At 44.4% G+C, this 15867-nt stretch carries 16 protein-coding genes; 9 read left to right on the top strand and 7 right to left on the bottom strand.

Annotated elements, in window-relative coordinates; translation table 11 throughout:
- A partial coding sequence (locus EWV68_RS10030; RefSeq protein WP_287169680.1) for a DNA recombination RmuC family protein occupies nucleotides 1-404 on the bottom strand: 404 nt, incomplete at its 3' end.
- Between the two features lie 501 nt (nucleotides 405-905).
- On the opposite strand from EWV68_RS10030, the gene EWV68_RS10025 reads away from it, so the two are divergent.
- Nucleotides 906-1433, top strand: a complete 528-nt coding sequence (locus EWV68_RS10025; RefSeq protein WP_287169678.1) for a hypothetical protein — start codon at nucleotides 906-908, stop codon at nucleotides 1431-1433.
- 41 nt (nucleotides 1434-1474) lie between these two features.
- Here the strand turns inward: EWV68_RS10025 and EWV68_RS10020 are convergent, their stop codons facing one another.
- Complete coding sequence (locus tag EWV68_RS10020; RefSeq protein WP_012265876.1) at nucleotides 1475-2254, bottom strand: pentapeptide repeat-containing protein; 780 nt, start codon at nucleotides 2252-2254, stop codon at nucleotides 1475-1477.
- Between the two features lie 519 nt (nucleotides 2255-2773).
- On the bottom strand, nucleotides 2774-3655 hold the full coding sequence (locus EWV68_RS10015; RefSeq protein ID WP_287169676.1) for a helix-turn-helix domain-containing protein: 882 nt from the start codon (nucleotides 3653-3655) through the stop codon (nucleotides 2774-2776).
- A 197-nt stretch (nucleotides 3656-3852) separates the two neighbouring features.
- Between EWV68_RS10015 and carA the strand changes: the two genes are divergently transcribed.
- The 5 genes from carA to EWV68_RS09990 all read left to right on the top strand — a co-directional run bounded on the left by carA (nucleotide 3853) and on the right by EWV68_RS09990 (nucleotide 7165).
- Nucleotides 3853-5001: a glutamine-hydrolyzing carbamoyl-phosphate synthase small subunit gene (carA, locus tag EWV68_RS10010; protein ID WP_061432834.1), complete on the top strand. Its 1149-nt coding sequence runs from the start codon at nucleotides 3853-3855 to the stop codon at nucleotides 4999-5001.
- Between the two features lie 74 nt (nucleotides 5002-5075).
- A complete protein-coding gene (locus tag EWV68_RS10005) occupies nucleotides 5076-5426 on the top strand; it encodes an STAS domain-containing protein (RefSeq protein WP_002768853.1) in 351 nt (116 codons plus the stop codon).
- A 3-nt stretch (nucleotides 5427-5429) separates the two neighbouring features.
- Nucleotides 5430-5846, top strand: a complete 417-nt coding sequence (locus EWV68_RS10000; protein WP_002763883.1) for a Mini-ribonuclease 3 — start codon at nucleotides 5430-5432, stop codon at nucleotides 5844-5846.
- A 43-nt stretch (nucleotides 5847-5889) separates the two neighbouring features.
- Nucleotides 5890-6756 (top strand): 23S rRNA (guanosine(2251)-2'-O)-methyltransferase RlmB, encoded by an 867-nt coding sequence (gene rlmB, locus EWV68_RS09995; RefSeq protein WP_061432833.1) that lies wholly within the window; start codon nucleotides 5890-5892, stop codon nucleotides 6754-6756.
- A 124-nt stretch (nucleotides 6757-6880) separates the two neighbouring features.
- Nucleotides 6881-7165: a DUF1816 domain-containing protein gene (locus tag EWV68_RS09990; protein WP_061432832.1), complete on the top strand. Its 285-nt coding sequence runs from the start codon at nucleotides 6881-6883 to the stop codon at nucleotides 7163-7165.
- A 332-nt stretch (nucleotides 7166-7497) separates the two neighbouring features.
- Here the strand turns inward: EWV68_RS09990 and EWV68_RS09985 are convergent, their stop codons facing one another.
- Nucleotides 7498-8931, bottom strand: a complete 1434-nt coding sequence (locus EWV68_RS09985; protein ID WP_287169674.1) for a bifunctional orotidine-5'-phosphate decarboxylase/orotate phosphoribosyltransferase — start codon at nucleotides 8929-8931, stop codon at nucleotides 7498-7500.
- Between the two features lie 12 nt (nucleotides 8932-8943).
- Nucleotides 8944-9948 (bottom strand): CHAD domain-containing protein, encoded by a 1005-nt coding sequence (locus EWV68_RS09980; RefSeq protein WP_061432830.1) that lies wholly within the window; start codon nucleotides 9946-9948, stop codon nucleotides 8944-8946.
- Nucleotides 9949-10066: 118 nt separating this feature from the next.
- On the opposite strand from EWV68_RS09980, the gene EWV68_RS09975 reads away from it, so the two are divergent.
- A complete protein-coding gene (locus EWV68_RS09975) occupies nucleotides 10067-11596 on the top strand; it encodes a glycine betaine ABC transporter substrate-binding protein (protein ID WP_287169672.1) in 1530 nt (509 codons plus the stop codon).
- Here EWV68_RS09975 and cysS read toward each other — a convergent pair.
- Nucleotides 11579-13021 carry a cysteine--tRNA ligase gene (cysS, locus tag EWV68_RS09970; RefSeq protein ID WP_287169670.1) on the bottom strand — a complete coding sequence of 481 codons (1443 nt, stop codon included), beginning with the start codon at nucleotides 13019-13021 and terminating at the stop codon, nucleotides 11579-11581. The two genes, EWV68_RS09975 and cysS, sit on opposite strands and share 18 nt — an antisense overlap.
- 409 nt (nucleotides 13022-13430) lie before the next feature.
- Between cysS and EWV68_RS09965 the strand changes: the two genes are divergently transcribed.
- Complete coding sequence (locus tag EWV68_RS09965) at nucleotides 13431-13706, top strand: hypothetical protein (protein ID WP_002768833.1); 276 nt, start codon at nucleotides 13431-13433, stop codon at nucleotides 13704-13706.
- Nucleotides 13707-13992: 286 nt separating this feature from the next.
- On the opposite strand, the gene EWV68_RS09960 is transcribed toward EWV68_RS09965, so the two are convergent.
- Nucleotides 13993-15150: an NAD(P)/FAD-dependent oxidoreductase gene (locus EWV68_RS09960; RefSeq protein ID WP_287169668.1), complete on the bottom strand. Its 1158-nt coding sequence runs from the start codon at nucleotides 15148-15150 to the stop codon at nucleotides 13993-13995.
- 121 nt (nucleotides 15151-15271) lie between these two features.
- Between EWV68_RS09960 and EWV68_RS09955 the strand changes: the two genes are divergently transcribed.
- Nucleotides 15272-15867, top strand: a 596-nt coding sequence (locus tag EWV68_RS09955) for a Uma2 family endonuclease (protein ID WP_287169667.1), incomplete at its 3' end; no start/stop codon positions are given.

Raw genomic sequence — 15867 nt, 5'->3', positions numbered from 1 at the left:
ACTAGGATTGCATAACTATCTTCGACTTTTTCCAGTCGTTTATCCATTGTTTCGACTTTCTGATCAAGAGTTTTAATATCTCCTTTGATTTCTGTGACTTCCACCTTTAAATCATTAACGTCTTTTTGGAGACTGTCAAATTTTTGATTAACATCTTTTTGGAGACTGTCAAATTTTTGATTAACATCTTTTTGGAGACTGTCGATTTTCTGATCCACATCTCTTTGGAGATTGTCAAATTTTTGATCCATATCTCTTTGGAGATTGTCAAATTTTTGATCCATATCTCTTTGGAGAGAGTCAATTTTCTGATTAACATCTCTTTGGAGATTGTCGATTTTACTCTCGATCCTTGTCAGGACAGATTCGAGAGAATAGGTAACGGTTTCGCTAGTTTGTGTCATAATTAACAACCTCTGGTCGATATAGCAAAATATAATTAGGTTATACTAAAAAAGTTTTTCGTTGGTGTGGGGTGTGGGGTTTTACCCATTTTCAGGGAAAAAGTCCCTGAATTTTCCCCCCGATTACTCCAATGGCCGGCACTGTTTGATTTGAAAAAGCCTAAAGATATTATCCAACAAAGTTTGGTAATTGATTAGCTCGTTCTAGATTGAAAACAATTGGCAAAAATCGAAGCAATGTCTTTCTATATAAGGGTTTCACCCCTTATAACTCCCGTCCATTGCATAACACAAACCGAAGAACCCAAAGTTTTTAGATTTATGCAGCCAGCCCCAATTATTCCCCTATTGCCTATTACTAGGGACTAAGGACGATTTCGCTACCGAAAAATTTCAATTGTGGCCAGAGAGCGGTCATGGTAATTTAAGAAAGCGATCGGGGAACTCTAACAGGGAAGATCCCGACCCTAGCGAGGGAGTGCCTGTTTAACCGTCTGTCCTATGTACAAGTCTATTACTGTTTTAACGCTGCTGACGGGAATTATCGCCGTTGATGTGGTTTTTGCTCAATCCACTGTTAATCTTCCCATCACAGTTAAACGGGGAGAATCCTACGAAGGATTATTGACTAGAGCATCGCAATTAGCAGAGAAAACTATCATCAGTCGTTTTAATCAACAACAGGGTCTTAATAAAATTGATTTATTGATAACGGCCGAAAAATCAGGGGCGATCGCACCTCTCCTCTCGGTGAAGGTATCCCGTCAAGATTGGTCTGGCCATCCCAATATTCAACGCTGGGCTAATGTTTTTCCCTTTGGCAAAGCTCTCCTCGGTTTTAGCTCTCCCGCACCCGTCGTCACCCCGAAAAGTCCCCCCGCTGCCGTTAATCCCACGCCATCTCCAGCACCATCTCCCAGTGCTACCACTCCTCCTCCTCCCCCTGCTTTACCCTTCGAGGACGAGCCGAATAATGCTCCCCCAATCCCCATTCCTAACCAAAGATTAAACACTCCAGCTAATCGTTAATCGATAGGAAAAGGAGGGGCTTTCGGCAGACATATTGACTTTTAAGTGGCAAAACGGGGCTGAAACCAGTCTAGGGGAAAAATATCATCTTCTTGGGCGGTTTCTGTCCAACCGGTGACGCTCTCAAAACAAGTCCCCGTCAAGTTAGCACCCCTCAAGTCCGCTCCCTGTAGATTTACCTCTTGTAAACGCGCTCCCGCTAGATTAGCACCCGCTAAATTGGCCCCGCGTAAATCACTACCCGTCAGACGTGCCTCGCTAAAATTAGCCCTTTCTAAATTAGCCCCCTGAAAGTCCACCTCTTTAAGAAAAGAGCCGCTAAAATTGGCTTCCCTTGCGGAAATCTGACGACATTTAGCGCCACTTAACCGCGCCTCTTGCAAATTAGCCCAATTGAGATTGACTTTATCTAGGGTTGCCTCCAAGAGATTAACTAAGTATAAATTCGCCCCGCATAAATTCGCCCCGCATAAATTCGCCCCCCGGAGATTAGCATGGGAAAGATCCGCCCCACTTAATCGCGAGTTACGCAGGTTTGCCTGTACCATAAAGGCCCCGGTGAGATTAGCTTTGGTTAAGTCCGCTTCCACTAATTGCGCTTGACTTAATTTGGCATAGGTTAAATTCGCCCAATTCAAACTCGCTCCCCGCAGATTTGATTTAGTCAGAAAAGAGCGACTCAAATTAGTTCCGCGCAAATTGGCCGCCGCAAAATTGACAGCAATCAGAGTCACTTGTTGTAGGTCTAGACTCATCAAGTCAATGGCTAAAAAATCCCGCTCTCCTTGTTCGTAGAGTCTTAGTAACTGATTAACTTTCATCTCCCTTCTTCTACTTTAAGATGGTGGTTAAGAAGTAATCAACAAAAGCACCTAAAAACTTTGTCCGATAACTAACTCCGCTTTTAGATGAGAAATTTACGAGGCTCTCTTCTGAGTTTATGTAAAGTTTTTTATCAATTTTTTAAGAGAAGATAACCCGAACAGCAAGTTAATTTTCATCATAGTTAAATAGCTCGGCTAAAACAGTTTGACTGGTTTTTCCAATTCTACCCCAGTCCATCGGGTAATTAGTATCTGAAACTACTCTTGTTAAAAAACTTATCTATTGTTCAAACTCGATTATTCAGCTTTTTAGCCGTCAGCCGTCAGCCTTGAGTCAGTATTCAGGAGTCAGGAGACAAGAGACAGGAGACAGGAGATTATTTCTATTTATTCTTCCGACACCCCACACCCCACACCCTACACCCTACACCCCACACCCTACACCCCACACCCCACACCCCACACCCCACACCCCCACTTCCTCCATCTCCCAACCCCTGCTAATCCCCTAATTCCCTACTCTAAAGCGTAGATACGACCATCCATGAGCAGACGGGTGATCCCTTTAGCTTCCAGTTGAGCGTGAGCTTTTTCGATCAGGCGACCGTCGGGAACTTTAATCACTTTTTCCTTGCGCTTGGAGAAACGACGAGCGATGCGATGACTTTCAAAGATGGGGAGAGTGCGCTGCTGGATTTCCTGAGGGGGAACCTTACCCAATTCGGCAAAATCCTTGAGGGGACGGGTGATTAATTCGGCAGCACGATCGATGACCAAGTAACAGGTTTTGGGAAAAGCCGCCGCCGAGAGGGGTAAGATCTGTAATTGGGCGGTTTTAACGATAGTCGGGCCTAAATAGCTCCCCGCTAGTTCCTCCTCATCTTCATCTTCATCTTCATCTTCATCCTCATCCTCCTCTTCATCCCAATCCTCGTCAAGCTCCTCTTCCTCGATAGCTTCGACAAAAAACTCGTTTAAATTAGCGGTTTCTAGGGTCTTATCGCCATTAATTTCTGTATCTTCTGGATTATCTGCTTCTGGCGGGTAAGAGGTATCCATTAACAGGGTTAATTGTTCCACAGAAGCGATCGGTTGCTGAAAAGCCTGCTCATCCTTAGCTGCGATGTGGGCTGCCCGCAAACTAATCACCTCGATCGCTTTTTCCGATAAATCCGCTGCTGCTCCCTCCTCCTCGAAGCCACGAGGATTGCGGGCCAAGCGTTTTTTCTGGATTAACTGCTCGTATTCCTCGCTAGAAAAAGAATTTTTGAGAAAACGACTGACCGTAGAACTACTCACGCCATAACGCTCGGCTAAGGTGGAAGTGGTGGCCTCCGTTTCCCGATAAAGCTTAAGAATTTCTTTTTTCGTGGCATCAGTCAGTTTTCTTGCACTCATATTACTTATATAGTTATTTTTTAAGCGATAGGATCTTGCCGATGGCTAGTCAGGGGAAACTGTTGTCCTTGAGCGGATGTACTCTTAATCATAAAACGCTCTAGCCAATTAAAACTAAGCAATTCGTTTTCTAGTCCCTGTTCTAGTCTATCCTTGACTTCTGTTTCTCACCACTACTCAAGATTAAAAAATTGACGATGATATCAAGTGCTGCTAGTCAAAAAGCCTTATTAGTTCTGGCCGATGGTACGGTTTACGAGGGTTATTCCTTCGGCTCCAAGGGAACCACCGTCGGCGAAGTTGTCTTTAACACGGGGATGACTGGTTATCAGGAAGTCCTCACCGATCCCAGTTATGCCGGTCAAATCGTCACTTTTACCTATCCAGAATTGGGAAATACGGGGGTTAACTCCGAGGATGAGGAGTCAATTCGTCCCCAGGTGAAAGGAGCGATCGCCAAAAATATCTGCCACCGGCCCAGTAATTGGCGTTCTAGCCAATCCCTACCGGATTATCTGGCCGATCATCATGTTATTGGCATCTATGGCATCGATACCCGGTCTCTGACCCGCAAAATTCGCTCGGTTGGGGCGATGAATGGGGCAATTTCTACGGAAATACTCGATTATCACGATTTACTGCGGCTGGTGCAGGCAGCCCCCAGTATGGCCGGGTTAAATCTCGTTAAAGAAGTTACCACCAAGGAAGTGTACGAATGGACGACTCCCACCCCGTCCGCCTGGGAATTTGCCCCAATTGATAGTGATCAAGAACCGTTAACGGTGGTGGCGATCGATTTTGGCATCAAACGCAATATTCTCCGGCGTTTAGCCAGCTACGGTTGTCGGGTGATCGTGGTTCCCGCCGACACTCCCCCGGAAAAAATCGCCGCCTATAATCCCGATGGTATTTTCTTTTCTAACGGACCGGGAGATCCGGCGGCTGTCACCGAAGGTATTGCCCTAGCCAAGCAACTTTTACAAGGGGAAAAACCCACTTTTGGCATCTGTATGGGTCATCAAATTTTGGGGCTATCCCTAGGAGCAGAAACCTTTAAACTGAAATTTGGTCATCGCGGGTTAAATCAACCCTGTGGACTGCGGCAACAGGTGGAAATTACCAGTCAGAATCACGGTTTTGCGGTGCAGGAGGCATCTTTAAATCCGCAAGTGGAGATTACCCATCTCAACCTCAATGATCGCACCGTAGCGGGTTTAAAACACAAGTCTCTGCCCTTTTTCTCGGTACAATACCACCCCGAAGCCAGTCCCGGCCCCCACGATGCTGATTATCTGTTTGCCAAATTTGTCGATTTAATGCGGCAAGCAAAAAAGGATCGGTCGTAAATTTTTAGGATATACTAGGGTTTTGATTTTTACGGCTCTAGAGCTAGGAGGGGATTATTCCGGAAGCAATTAACTTGACCGTCAGCTTGCGAGGCACGCGTGAGGTCAGAGATAAGTACCAAATTTTCCGTTTGACGGGTCTTTTAGATGCCTTTTCCGAACCGACTTTTTGTAAGGTGATCGAAGGCTATGTGGAGCAAGGTCCCAAGGATGTGATTATTAGCCTCGCTCAGATTGATTTTATCGATAGCTCCGGTTTAGGGGCTTTAGTAAAATTGGTAAAAAAGGCCAAAACCGAAGGGGGCAGTTTACAAATTGTTACCAATCCCCGGGTAACTCAAACTGTAAAACTGGTGCGATTGGAGAAGTTTTTTTCCCTGCAACCCACCCTAGAAGCGGCGATCGAATATCTGGAAAAAGCGTAAATCGTGGAATCTCCTCTCGAAAAAATTCGCTTACAGCTAAGTGGCGAGGGGTCACAACTCCTAGAGGGTCTTGACCGATTATCGCCCGCTTCTCTGGCCTATCTAGGGGATGCTGTTTATGAATTATACATCCGCACCTATTATTTACTGCCGCCCCAGCGTCTGGGAGACTATCACGCTCAGGTGGTGGGCAAAGTCAGGGCCGAACAACAGGCTTTAGATTTAGCACAACTGCAGCCCTATCTGACGGACCAAGAAAAAGAAATTCTGCGCCGGGGACGCAATGCGGTCACGGGAAAACGCCGTCGTCTGACAGCCCAAGTCTATCAGCAGGCCAGCAGTTTAGAAACCCTGTTCGGCTATCTTTATCTGCAAGACCCCTCAAGATTACATCAACTATTAGAAAAACTAGAATTATAGCCCTCAGGTATTATTCCCGAATTTACTCTTAATCCATCCAATCATGAGCGATCGACCATTTCGTGGCAAGTCCGATAATAGTAATTTTCGCCGGCCCTCGCGGCCGAAAACCGGGCCAATTCTGGCTAAATCCCCGGCAGTAACTCCAGAAAACCAAGAAGCTGATGATCTGCTCTACGGTCGCCGGGTGGTTTTAACGGCCATGGAGGAGGAGCGCCAACTTAATCGGATTTGGGTGGTCAATCGACTCCGTTACGATCCCCGTTATCATACCCTTTTGGAAAAAGCCAAGGCCAACGGCACGGTAATTGATGAGGTGGATGATCTGCGTCTCGATCAGATTACCAATAAGGCCAATCATCAGGGGATTGCCGCCCAGATGTCTCCCTATGAGTATATAGAATTAGCCGATCTGATCGAGAAAGCTAAGGGCAAAAGTCGCCACCCCGTCATCGTCATCGCTGAAGGTATTACGGATCCCCATAACCTTGGGGCAATTATTCGCACCGCCGAAGCCATGGGTTGTCAGGGGGTAGTTATTCCCCAACGTCGCGCCGCCGGGGTGACATCGACGGTGATGAAAGTGGCGGCGGGGGCCTTGGAATATTTACCTGTGGCCAGGGTGGTTAATCTCAATCGTGCTTTAGAGGAATTAAAAGCGGCGGGTTTTTGGCTCTACGGCACGGCGGCAAAAAGTGGTAAATCCTTACACACAATTAATTTAACGGGTGCGATAGGATTGGTGCTAGGTTCGGAGGGAGAGGGTTTGAGTCTGTTGACCCAAAAGTCCTGCGATGAGTTGGTATCTATCCCCTTGGCAGGCAAAACCCCCAGTCTCAATGCTTCGGTGGCGGCGGCTATGGCTCTTTATGAAGTTTACCGTCAACGCTGGCAAAATTCCCCCGACTGAAAATCTGTATTTTTCGACACTCCCAATAGCCAAAAGGAGAAAGTATAAATAAAATAGGAAGGAAGTTTGCGAAATGTAAACGAACGTAACAAAACCACCAGAGTAGATTGAGACGGGGAACGAGATGAAAGAATTTTTGATTAGCTTACTGGAAATGTTCGGATTAGCCTACTGGGTCGAGATTAAAACCGACTATCCCAGATGTACTTATTATTTCGGTCCTTTTCTCGCTAAAGACGAGGCTGTGGTCGCTCAAGCTGGTTACGAAGAAGATTTGAAAACAGAAGGAGCGCAGGGGATTAAATTGCATATAAAACGTTGTAAACCCGAAGATTTAACTATTTTTGAGGAAAAAGAAGAAAGCAAGCTCCTGAATACCCTAAAGGTATTACGCAGTCAAGCTTCTTAACAATTTTCAGTGATCAGTAATCAGTAATCAGCTTCTGAAGGCAACAGGCAAAAGGCTCCAAGAAAGGATTCGGCGATTCTCCTACCGAAAAAGAAGGCTAGAAACTAAGTAGAGCTTGCTGAATAAATGTGAAATATAGACGAGGTAAGGGTTTTAGGGTTCTGTTTCGCTCCCACAGGTGCAAGATTTTGAGAGAATCGTGGTTCAAAACCTGGCCTCTTCATCGGCCCGCGTCCTGTAGGGGCGAAGCATTCGGGCAATAACCTATCGGTGAAACCCTAGATATTCTATCCGAATGCTTCGCCCCTACTTTTTGCCGCAAACCCTAAATATCAATGGGAGCGATTTAAAAAACAGCTATATTCTGCTTCTGTCAGTCTTCCCGCTTCGTAGAGAGTATCGGTAATTTCTGCTAGGGTTAAAACCGAATAAGGTTGATAACCATGGCTACGAAGTTTATCTTTAACGGGGCCACCATGGTCGATAAAAACCACAATATCATTAACTAATAATCCCGCCGATTTAATCTTTGCTGCCCCCTCGATCGCACTTTTGCCAGAAATTAAAATATCGTCCACCACTACCACAGTTTCCCCCACTTGAAAATTACCTTCAATTACTCTTCTTGTGCCGTGAGCTTTTACTTCTTTGCGGGGGAAAATCATCGGATGATTTAATAATAAAGATAAACCCGTAGCTGTGGGTAAAGAACCGTAGGGTATGCCAGCAATGCGGTCAAATGTCAAGGTTTTTAATATTTCTCCATAGGCTTCAATTACCTGCTGAAAAATATTAGGATTAGAGATAATTTTTCTCAGATCAATATAATAGGAAAAAGTTTCTCCCGATGCTTGCACATAATCGCCAAACATCAAGCAACCAATATCAAATAATTGTAGAATTAAATCCTGATGAGGATGTTGTTTTAAAAGACAAACGTTAGCGGTCCAAGTATCATCTCCGCTCGATTCTTGCCTTTGATTTTGTTGAATTTTGTTGACTTCCTCGCGTAAATCCTTGACTTTTGCCCCCAAATCGGGTTGAGATAAAAAGTCTTGGGGTACAGGAATTAATAAACCCTCGCCATGACTATTTAAACCCACAGTAATTAACTCGGAGAATTTACTTTTGTCTTCCCAAATACTGCGTAATAAAATCAATCTTTCGGGGGCAAAATTGCGAATTTTTTTCAAAATCTCCGGTTGAGTGGTTCCCACTTCTAAAAATACTTGTTCGGGAGTTCCCCAAGTACAAGCTTCTTTGACGACTTGCAGATAAAAAGGATTGTCGCGACTGGGAAATTCTTGCAGATTAATCGCGCCTTGATTGGAAGTATGACAAAGGATAAAAGCGCCATGCTCGGGGTAAACTAAAAAAGGAGCAACGTGGTCCTGTCCGGAGTAGGGATTGAGAGTAACCGCGTCCACCTGCCAAGTTTTAAAGATAGTCTCGGCTAAAACACTGCTAGTATTAATATCACCGTGTTTAGCATCCAAAATGACCGGGATATGAGGGGGAATTGCCGTTAAAATTCGCTGTAATAATTCTAAACCTGCCGCTCCCAAAGCTTGATAAAAGCCTAAAGTTGGTTTGTAGGCACAGACAAAAGGGGCAGTTTCATCGATAATAAACTTGAGCCACTGTTCTAAATTAACGATTAATTCTCCCGGGGTGGAGGGCATCATTTCGGGGTTAGCATCTAAACCGAGGACAAGTAGAGTCTGGTTTTGACTAATGGCGTGGTTTAACTTTTGAAAAAAATTCATCGGTTCCTAATCTCAGGATTCTGGATTAGTTTCTAATTCTACACTATTCGGTCGAAAAATAGGCTGTAAAATTGTCTGGTGCAGACTTTTTCTGGTGTCAGCGTCAAGGAATTTCTTTTGTAGCGGTTGCCATTCTTGCCATTTTTGGTGACGGATATTTCGGAAAATTTCTAGTAAGGTGGGCATTTCCTTGGCAAGACAATTAGGGAAAATTTGGCTAAGAAAATCCGAGAGAACACAACAATCCTGCATTTCTCCGAGAATACTTTGAAGGTTTTTAATATCTTCTAGATACTCTTGATATTTGTCGCCATAAAACTGAGTGAATAACTCCATATTATAGCGGGAACGCTTGGCTTCTTTACGGAGATCGTGCAGTAATAATCCTTCTTTTTCCAATAAGTCATCAATTTCTTGACTAGAAAACTCTCGTAATCTTTTATAGTCCTCTAAATTTACCCCAACTAACCAGCCTTCATGGAGTAAAAAGCGACTCGCTTGCGGTAATAATAAGTCTGGTAAAACTGTGGCAATATCTAATTTTCCAATCGGTTGATAGGTGGGATTATCCAACCAACTGGCAAAATCTGCCTTAAAATTGAGAAATTTATCGGACTTCAACAGCTTTTCTACCTTAGCAAAAGCCTTCTCCCTTCGGTGTTCGAGAACTTGTAAAACTTTCTTCAGTAAATCCTGTTCTTTCGGTGGTAAAATTGGCTGATAATGGCCGACAAAAGCCGATTTTAACACATCTAAATCCCGCAATTCTCCTAAAATTCTACCCAGATTACCCACCCGTTTTTGATCGGCAGATTTCGGCATGGTTAAAGCGGGAGCAAAACCGGTTAAGGTACTGCGAAGACGGCGCATTCCCACACGAATTTGATGTAATTCTTCCGTATCCTGATCGAGTAAAACCCCAGCTTCGTGTTTAAGAACTTTATGAAAATGTTTATCAATACCGATATAGGCCCAATCGGCAACAGTTTTAGCCCGAGGATTAAATTTGTTAGTCATTTGTCTTTAGCGAGGAAATAATGTCAAGATGGTGATAGAATCTTTAAATAAAGACTGGAACTAATAGATCCCATTTATTCTACACAATAGGATGAAGCAGCCGCTTTAAGAGAAGTTTATGGATAGTTTTTGGCTAGATTATGCGGGGGAAATCGCTTTTCGCACTGGAGAACATCTTTTCTTGACGGGAATAGCCATGGCTATGGGTAGCTTAATCGGGATTCCTCTAGGTATTTTGATTAGTCGTCAAGCTATTCTCGCTCAACCAATTATAGCGATCGTTAACACCCTACAGACTATCCCCAGTTTAGCCCTATTTGGTTTTTTAATTTCCGTGCCTTTTTTGGGAGGAATCGGCAAAATTCCCGCTATTGTTGCCCTAACTCTCTATACTTTACTGCCAATTGTTTTAAATACCTATCTGGGCATCAAAAAAGTTGATCCCGAATTAAAATTAGCCGGGTTATCCCTAGGCATGACCGACGGTCAAATCCTGCGCTATATCGAATTACCCCTAGCCAGGGCGACAATTTTGGCAGGAGTGAGAATTGCGACGGTGATTGCTATCGGTGTGGCTACGATCGCAGCTGCCATCGGTGGCGGTGGTTTGGGAGTGTTTATTTTTCGCGGTATTGCCACGGTCAATAATCAGTTAATTTTGGCGGGGGCAATTCCTGCCGCTTTTTTAGCCCTTGTTGCCGATTGGAGTCTCGGTTGGTTAGAAAAGACCTTTTCCCCTTCGCAACGCCCGAAAAAGCCCTCTAAATGGCAATGGGGATTAGGTTTAATCGGGTTGGCCTTGCTATCTTTCCTCTTGACTCAAATTTTCCATTCATCCCCCGACACAGTGGTGATCGGTTCCAAAAATTTTACTGAACAGGTGATTTTAGGGGAAATTTTGGCACAGGAAATCGAAAAAGAGACGAATTTACGGGTTGAGCGTCAATTTAATCTCGGTGGTACTCTGATCTGTCATGAAGCGGTGAAAGCGGGTAAAATCGATGGTTATGTGGAGTATTCTGGCACGGCTTTCACGGGAATTTTGCAAGAAAAACCCCTTAACGATGCCCGATTAGTCTCTGAAAAGCTGCAGGAGATTTATCCAGAAAAATTTAATCTAGAAGTCTTTCCCAGTTTAGGATTCGAGAATACTTTCGCCATTGTTATCCGGGGAGAAACCGCCAGTCAATACAATCTGAAAACTCTCTCGCAAGTGGCTAAATATACCCCCAATTGGCAAGCGGGTTTTGGTTATGAATTTTTGGAAAGGGAAGACGGTTACAAGGGATTAGCGAAGACCTACGGGCTAAATTTTGCCGGACCCCCGAAAGTGATGGATTTAGGGTTAATGTACCGCGCTTTAGCCGAAAAACAAGTGGATTTAGTGGCGGGAAATTCCACCGATGGCTTAATTCCCGTGCTAGATTTAGTCATCCTAGAAGATGATCAACGCTATTTTCCTCCCTACGAAGCGGTACCGATTTTTAACCTGGATAGTTTGCGAAAATATCCGCAATTGCGACAGGTTTTAGACAAACTCACCGGCAAAATTACCTCCACAGCTATGCAGAAATTAAACTATCAGGTGGATGGACGCGATCGCAAAGTGGAGGAAGTGGTCAAAGAATTTCTAGTCTCCCTCTCTTAACCATTTAGTCACTCCCCCGGGTTGGTCGATTAAACTAATGCCTTGGGCTTTTAATTCTGCGCGAATACGATCGCTTTCGGCGTAATTTTTCGCTTTTTTCGCCTCTGTCCGTTGTTGGATCAGATTTTCGATATCCGCTGCACTAATTCCCTCAGAAACAGGGGTTTCTCCCTGGTCAGCGGCCATTTCTAAGCCCAAAACCCTAGACAATTTCACCAAAGTATGCCATTTTACCGCTAATTGAGCCAGATGGCTGTCCGTCTTACCCGCATGGGTTAAATTATTACCCTCCTTGCGTAATTCCTTAGCGATTTCAAATAACACCGCTAAACCACCGGCAAAGTTAAAATCGTGATTTACCGCCTCTTGAAAGCGATTTTCTAGCTCTTGGTCAGTAATTGCGGGATTATCTTGCTGAAGATGCTTATAACCAAAGGATAAACCCTCTTGTAAAGTATGCCAGCCATTAGTGGCCGCCTGCAATCCCTCATCGGAAAAATCGATCGGTTTGCGGTATTGGGCGCCTAAAATTAATAATCTCACGGCTAAGGGGTCATATTTTGCCAATAACTCGCGAATAGTGATGAAATTACCGAGGGATTTCGACATTTTTTCCCCTGCCACCTTGACCATGCCATTATGTAACCAATAGTGGGCCAGAGGTTTACCCGTAGCCGCTTCACTTTGGGCGATTTCGTTTTCGTGGTGGGGAAAAATTAGATCACTTCCCCCCACATGAATATCGATAGTTTCTCCCAATTGTTCTTTGACCATGGCCGAACATTCAATATGCCACCCCGGACGACCTTGACCCCAGGGAGAATCCCAACTAGGTTCCCCCGATTTTGCCCCCTTCCAGAGGGCAAAATCAAAGGGGTCTTGTTTTTTAATTGCTTCCGGGTCGTCGGTTTCTACCCGGCCGCTGGCCCCGGCTTGCAGATCATCCAGTTTTCGCCCTGATAGTTTGCCATAATCAGAAAAACGACGGACGGAATAGTAAACATCGCCATCGCTGGGGTAAGCATAGCCTTTTTGTTCTAATTCATAGACTAGGCGCTTGATACCGTCGAGGGTATGAGTGGCCCGGGGATAAGCGTCCGCCGGTCTGACTCCTAATTTTGCCATATCCTCAAAGTAGGCCTCGATAAATCTCTCGGCCACGGCTGCCATGGTGGTATGTTCATTTTTAGCCCGATTGAGAATTTTATCGTCAATATCGGTGAAATTCTGAATATAGCGCACTTTATAACCGAGATACTCTAAATAACGCCGCACCACATCCCAAACCACACAGGTACGCGCATGACCCAAATGGCAATAATCATAAACGGTAATGCCGCAGCAATACATGGAGACAATGCCGGGGATGAGGGGGGTAAAGGGTTCTTCGCGACGACTGAGGGTGTTGTAGAGGATTAAGGTCATGGATGGGGATTTTTTTCTGGGGAAAAAGGCTAGTCCAATTTTATAGCAGTTATTTTCAGTTATCAGTTATCAGTGATCAGTTATCAGTAACCGCTAACCACTTTCCCTGATTTACATACTATATTCTGTGTTTTTTGTCAAGGGGTTTTTGGGGTTTTAGTAAAGATATGACGACGCATTTAAACCGCTTACTCTTAGATTAGCCGAACCGCCCCCAATCCCTTTACTGTTGCCTTTTGCCTCTTGCCTCTTGCCTCGTCTCAACAAGCAATTTAAATTAAGAACAGCTTAGGACTGTTTTGATGACAACTATTATTGATAGAATCGATAGAATAACGAGAGGAAAGCTTGATTGTTTGCCTCAACCGACAATTTTTAATTGTTAATAAACTTTGACCAGACCCTAACTATGAATGAACCACCTAATAGCGCTGGCGATGAAATCCAATTACCCCGGGGAGAAAGAGTTGACCAGCTAAGAAATCTCATCGAAACCCTACGCATTGCCGATGAAGTGGCCAATCGCGGTTATTTGATTACCAGCGCCGAAGTGGCCGATTTAATGGATATTAATCCAGGGGCCGTTACCAGTCGAGGCGACCATTGGCCGTGGCGAAATTGGGTAATCTCCCGGGTCAGACGCGAGGGAAACCAAATTCTTTGGCAGTTGGAAAAAGTCGATTAGGGTTAATTGCAACCATCAGTTAATTTCTCTCTTAACTTTTGTCAATTAGCAATTAGGGTTTGCTAAATAAATCTAAAAACCTTGTTGGGTAAGACTTTTAGACTTTTGGTCAATCAAAAAGTCCCAGATCTGGGAGGGATCGGGGGGAAAATTCCGGGACTTTTTCCCTGAAAATTAGGTAATTTACCAGATGAAAATGGGTAAAAACCTACACCCCACACCCCACACGCCCCCCCGATGTCGGGGGGGTTGGGGGGGCCACACCCTGTCCCCACGAAAAACTTTTTCAGCAAACCCTAATTATCTCGTCATTTTCCCCTAGCAGATGACGAGCGAAACGTCGGGCTAGGGGCGGAGCCGATACAAGTGTACTGGTAAAGCCAGAAAATACCTGCAATCCCACTTTATCTGCGATCGCTCCCACTAGAGGCCGTCCCGAGGGGGCAAAGGCCACTAGGCAATGATGACAGCTTCCGGGTAGAGAGGCTAAAGAGGGTAGCAATGTCCCCACGGCGGTGCGGATTGCTTTTTCCCCCGCCAGAGGGTTTAAAATCCCGTCTGGATCGGTGATAATGGCGCTAATTTGCCCTAGATAAAGACTTTGATCCCGGAATTGTACCGCCCCCGTTTCTAAAACACTGGCAATTATTTCTGGGGTTTCTCTCTGCCAAATGCCCTGCTTTTCTAGTTGGGTGATTTTTTGCTCTAATAGCAATCTGGCAGGAATTGCGGGCATAACTAGGGTGTTTAATTTGATCTCAGTGGGGGGAATTTTGATCACCTGGGCATGGGTAAAATAGACGGGAGCAGTAATACCAGATTTTTGCAGTAAAGACCGGGTTAATCCCCCCGCACAGACGATAGTTTCCCCAGCATGATAATTATTTTTAGGAGTTTTTACGCCGGTAATTTTCGATGCAGTTTCAATTAATTCGATGACAGCTTCCCGAATAATCGTGCCTCCCAGACGTAGAAAAGCTTGTTGATAGGCAAGATTAGTTTTTTCGGCGTTGATGTGACCGTGGGGCAGTCGTAAAGCTCCGGAGATAGCAGCGGGATTTAATAGGGGTTCTAAAGCGATCGCCGCTTGCGGATCGAGAATTTCGGGGGTAATAGCAAAGATAGCAAATTTTTCGGCCACAGTGGCTGGATCATCTTCGGGGTTAACGGTGAGAATTAACTCTATGTCCCGGTATTCGTTATCTATGCCCAATTCCTGCGATAAATTGCGCTGAATTTCTCGACCTTCTTGATATAATTTTCTCTGGATTTCTGTGGTGGCCGACCAATAGGCTAAACCCCCGTAACTGTAGAAAGTGGCGTTGAGGGGATGGGTTTCTTTTTCTAATAAGAGGACTCGACTGCCTAGGTTAGCTAGTTCATAACTTAAGGCAGAACCGGTGATACCACCACCGATAATTATATAATCATAAGTTGTGTCCATAATTGGGCTAATTTTTCCTCAATTAATCTATTCTATCATTATACTTGCTCAGTTCCCTGGTTCTGATTTGAGCAATAATTGCTATAATTACAGAAAATGTTAAAGGCGGGACTGGATAACTATGCAACAGTTAGAAACTAGGGGGATAACTGACCGATGGATTAAAGCTAGTTGGGAAGAATACTTAGCAGCAATTAAAAACTTCCCAGAAAATCAAGGAAAAAGTTATTATTACAATGGCTATTATCGATTAGAAATGACTCCTATTGGATTTGAACACGCTAGAGATCATCATGTTGTCTTTTTGGGGGTGAGTCTCTACGCTATCCTCAAAGAAATTCCTTTTCAAGGACTCCCCACTTGTTCCTATCGTAAAAGAGGAATTAGAGAAGTGCAGCCAGATATATCTTACTATCTAGGAGAAAAAGCGAATCTGATACCAAATGGGACTTCGATTATTGATTTAAATCAGTATCCTCCACCAGATTTAGTCATTGAAATCTCAAAATCTACCCTCAATGATGATCTAGGCAATAAACGCTTACTCTACGAAGAATTAGGGGTTAGTGAATACTGGAGTGTTAAGGTAGATGATCCTCAAATATTCGCTTTTGAAATAATCGATCGAGGTAGCAAAAGAATTGATATATCAAAGGTTTTACCTAATTTAAAACTTGCGGTTTTAGAGTCAGCTTTACAACAGGCACGCACCAGAGA

Origin of the sequence: Microcystis sp. M_QC_C_20170808_M9Col, from assembly GCF_007095495.1 — a bacterium.
GTDB classification, from domain to species: domain Bacteria; phylum Cyanobacteriota; class Cyanobacteriia; order Cyanobacteriales; family Microcystaceae; genus Microcystis; species Microcystis aeruginosa.
The sequence above is the reverse complement of the archived record's forward strand: the minus strand, read 5'-3'. Positions and strand labels throughout refer to the sequence as shown.

Coding starts and splice junctions, on each gene's coding strand:
- EWV68_RS09980 (WP_061432830.1), bottom strand. CDS start 9,948: ATGACTAACAAATTTAATCCTCGGGCTAAAACTGTTGCCGATTGGGCC.
- EWV68_RS10020 (WP_012265876.1), bottom strand. CDS start 2,254: ATGAAAGTTAATCAGTTACTAAGACTCTACGAACAAGGAGAGCGGGAT.
- EWV68_RS09965 (WP_002768833.1), top strand. CDS start 13,431: ATGAATGAACCACCTAATAGCGCTGGCGATGAAATCCAATTACCCCGG.
- EWV68_RS10025 (WP_287169678.1), top strand. CDS start 906: ATGTACAAGTCTATTACTGTTTTAACGCTGCTGACGGGAATTATCGCC.
- EWV68_RS09990 (WP_061432832.1), top strand. CDS start 6,881: ATGAAAGAATTTTTGATTAGCTTACTGGAAATGTTCGGATTAGCCTAC.
- rlmB (WP_061432833.1), top strand. CDS start 5,890: ATGAGCGATCGACCATTTCGTGGCAAGTCCGATAATAGTAATTTTCGC.
- carA (WP_061432834.1), top strand. CDS start 3,853: ATGATATCAAGTGCTGCTAGTCAAAAAGCCTTATTAGTTCTGGCCGAT.
- EWV68_RS09960 (WP_287169668.1), bottom strand. CDS start 15,150: ATGGACACAACTTATGATTATATAATTATCGGTGGTGGTATCACCGGT.
- EWV68_RS09975 (WP_287169672.1), top strand. CDS start 10,067: ATGGATAGTTTTTGGCTAGATTATGCGGGGGAAATCGCTTTTCGCACT.
- EWV68_RS09985 (WP_287169674.1), bottom strand. CDS start 8,931: ATGAATTTTTTTCAAAAGTTAAACCACGCCATTAGTCAAAACCAGACT.
- cysS (WP_287169670.1), bottom strand. CDS start 13,021: ATGACCTTAATCCTCTACAACACCCTCAGTCGTCGCGAAGAACCCTTT.
- EWV68_RS10015 (WP_287169676.1), bottom strand. CDS start 3,655: ATGAGTGCAAGAAAACTGACTGATGCCACGAAAAAAGAAATTCTTAAG.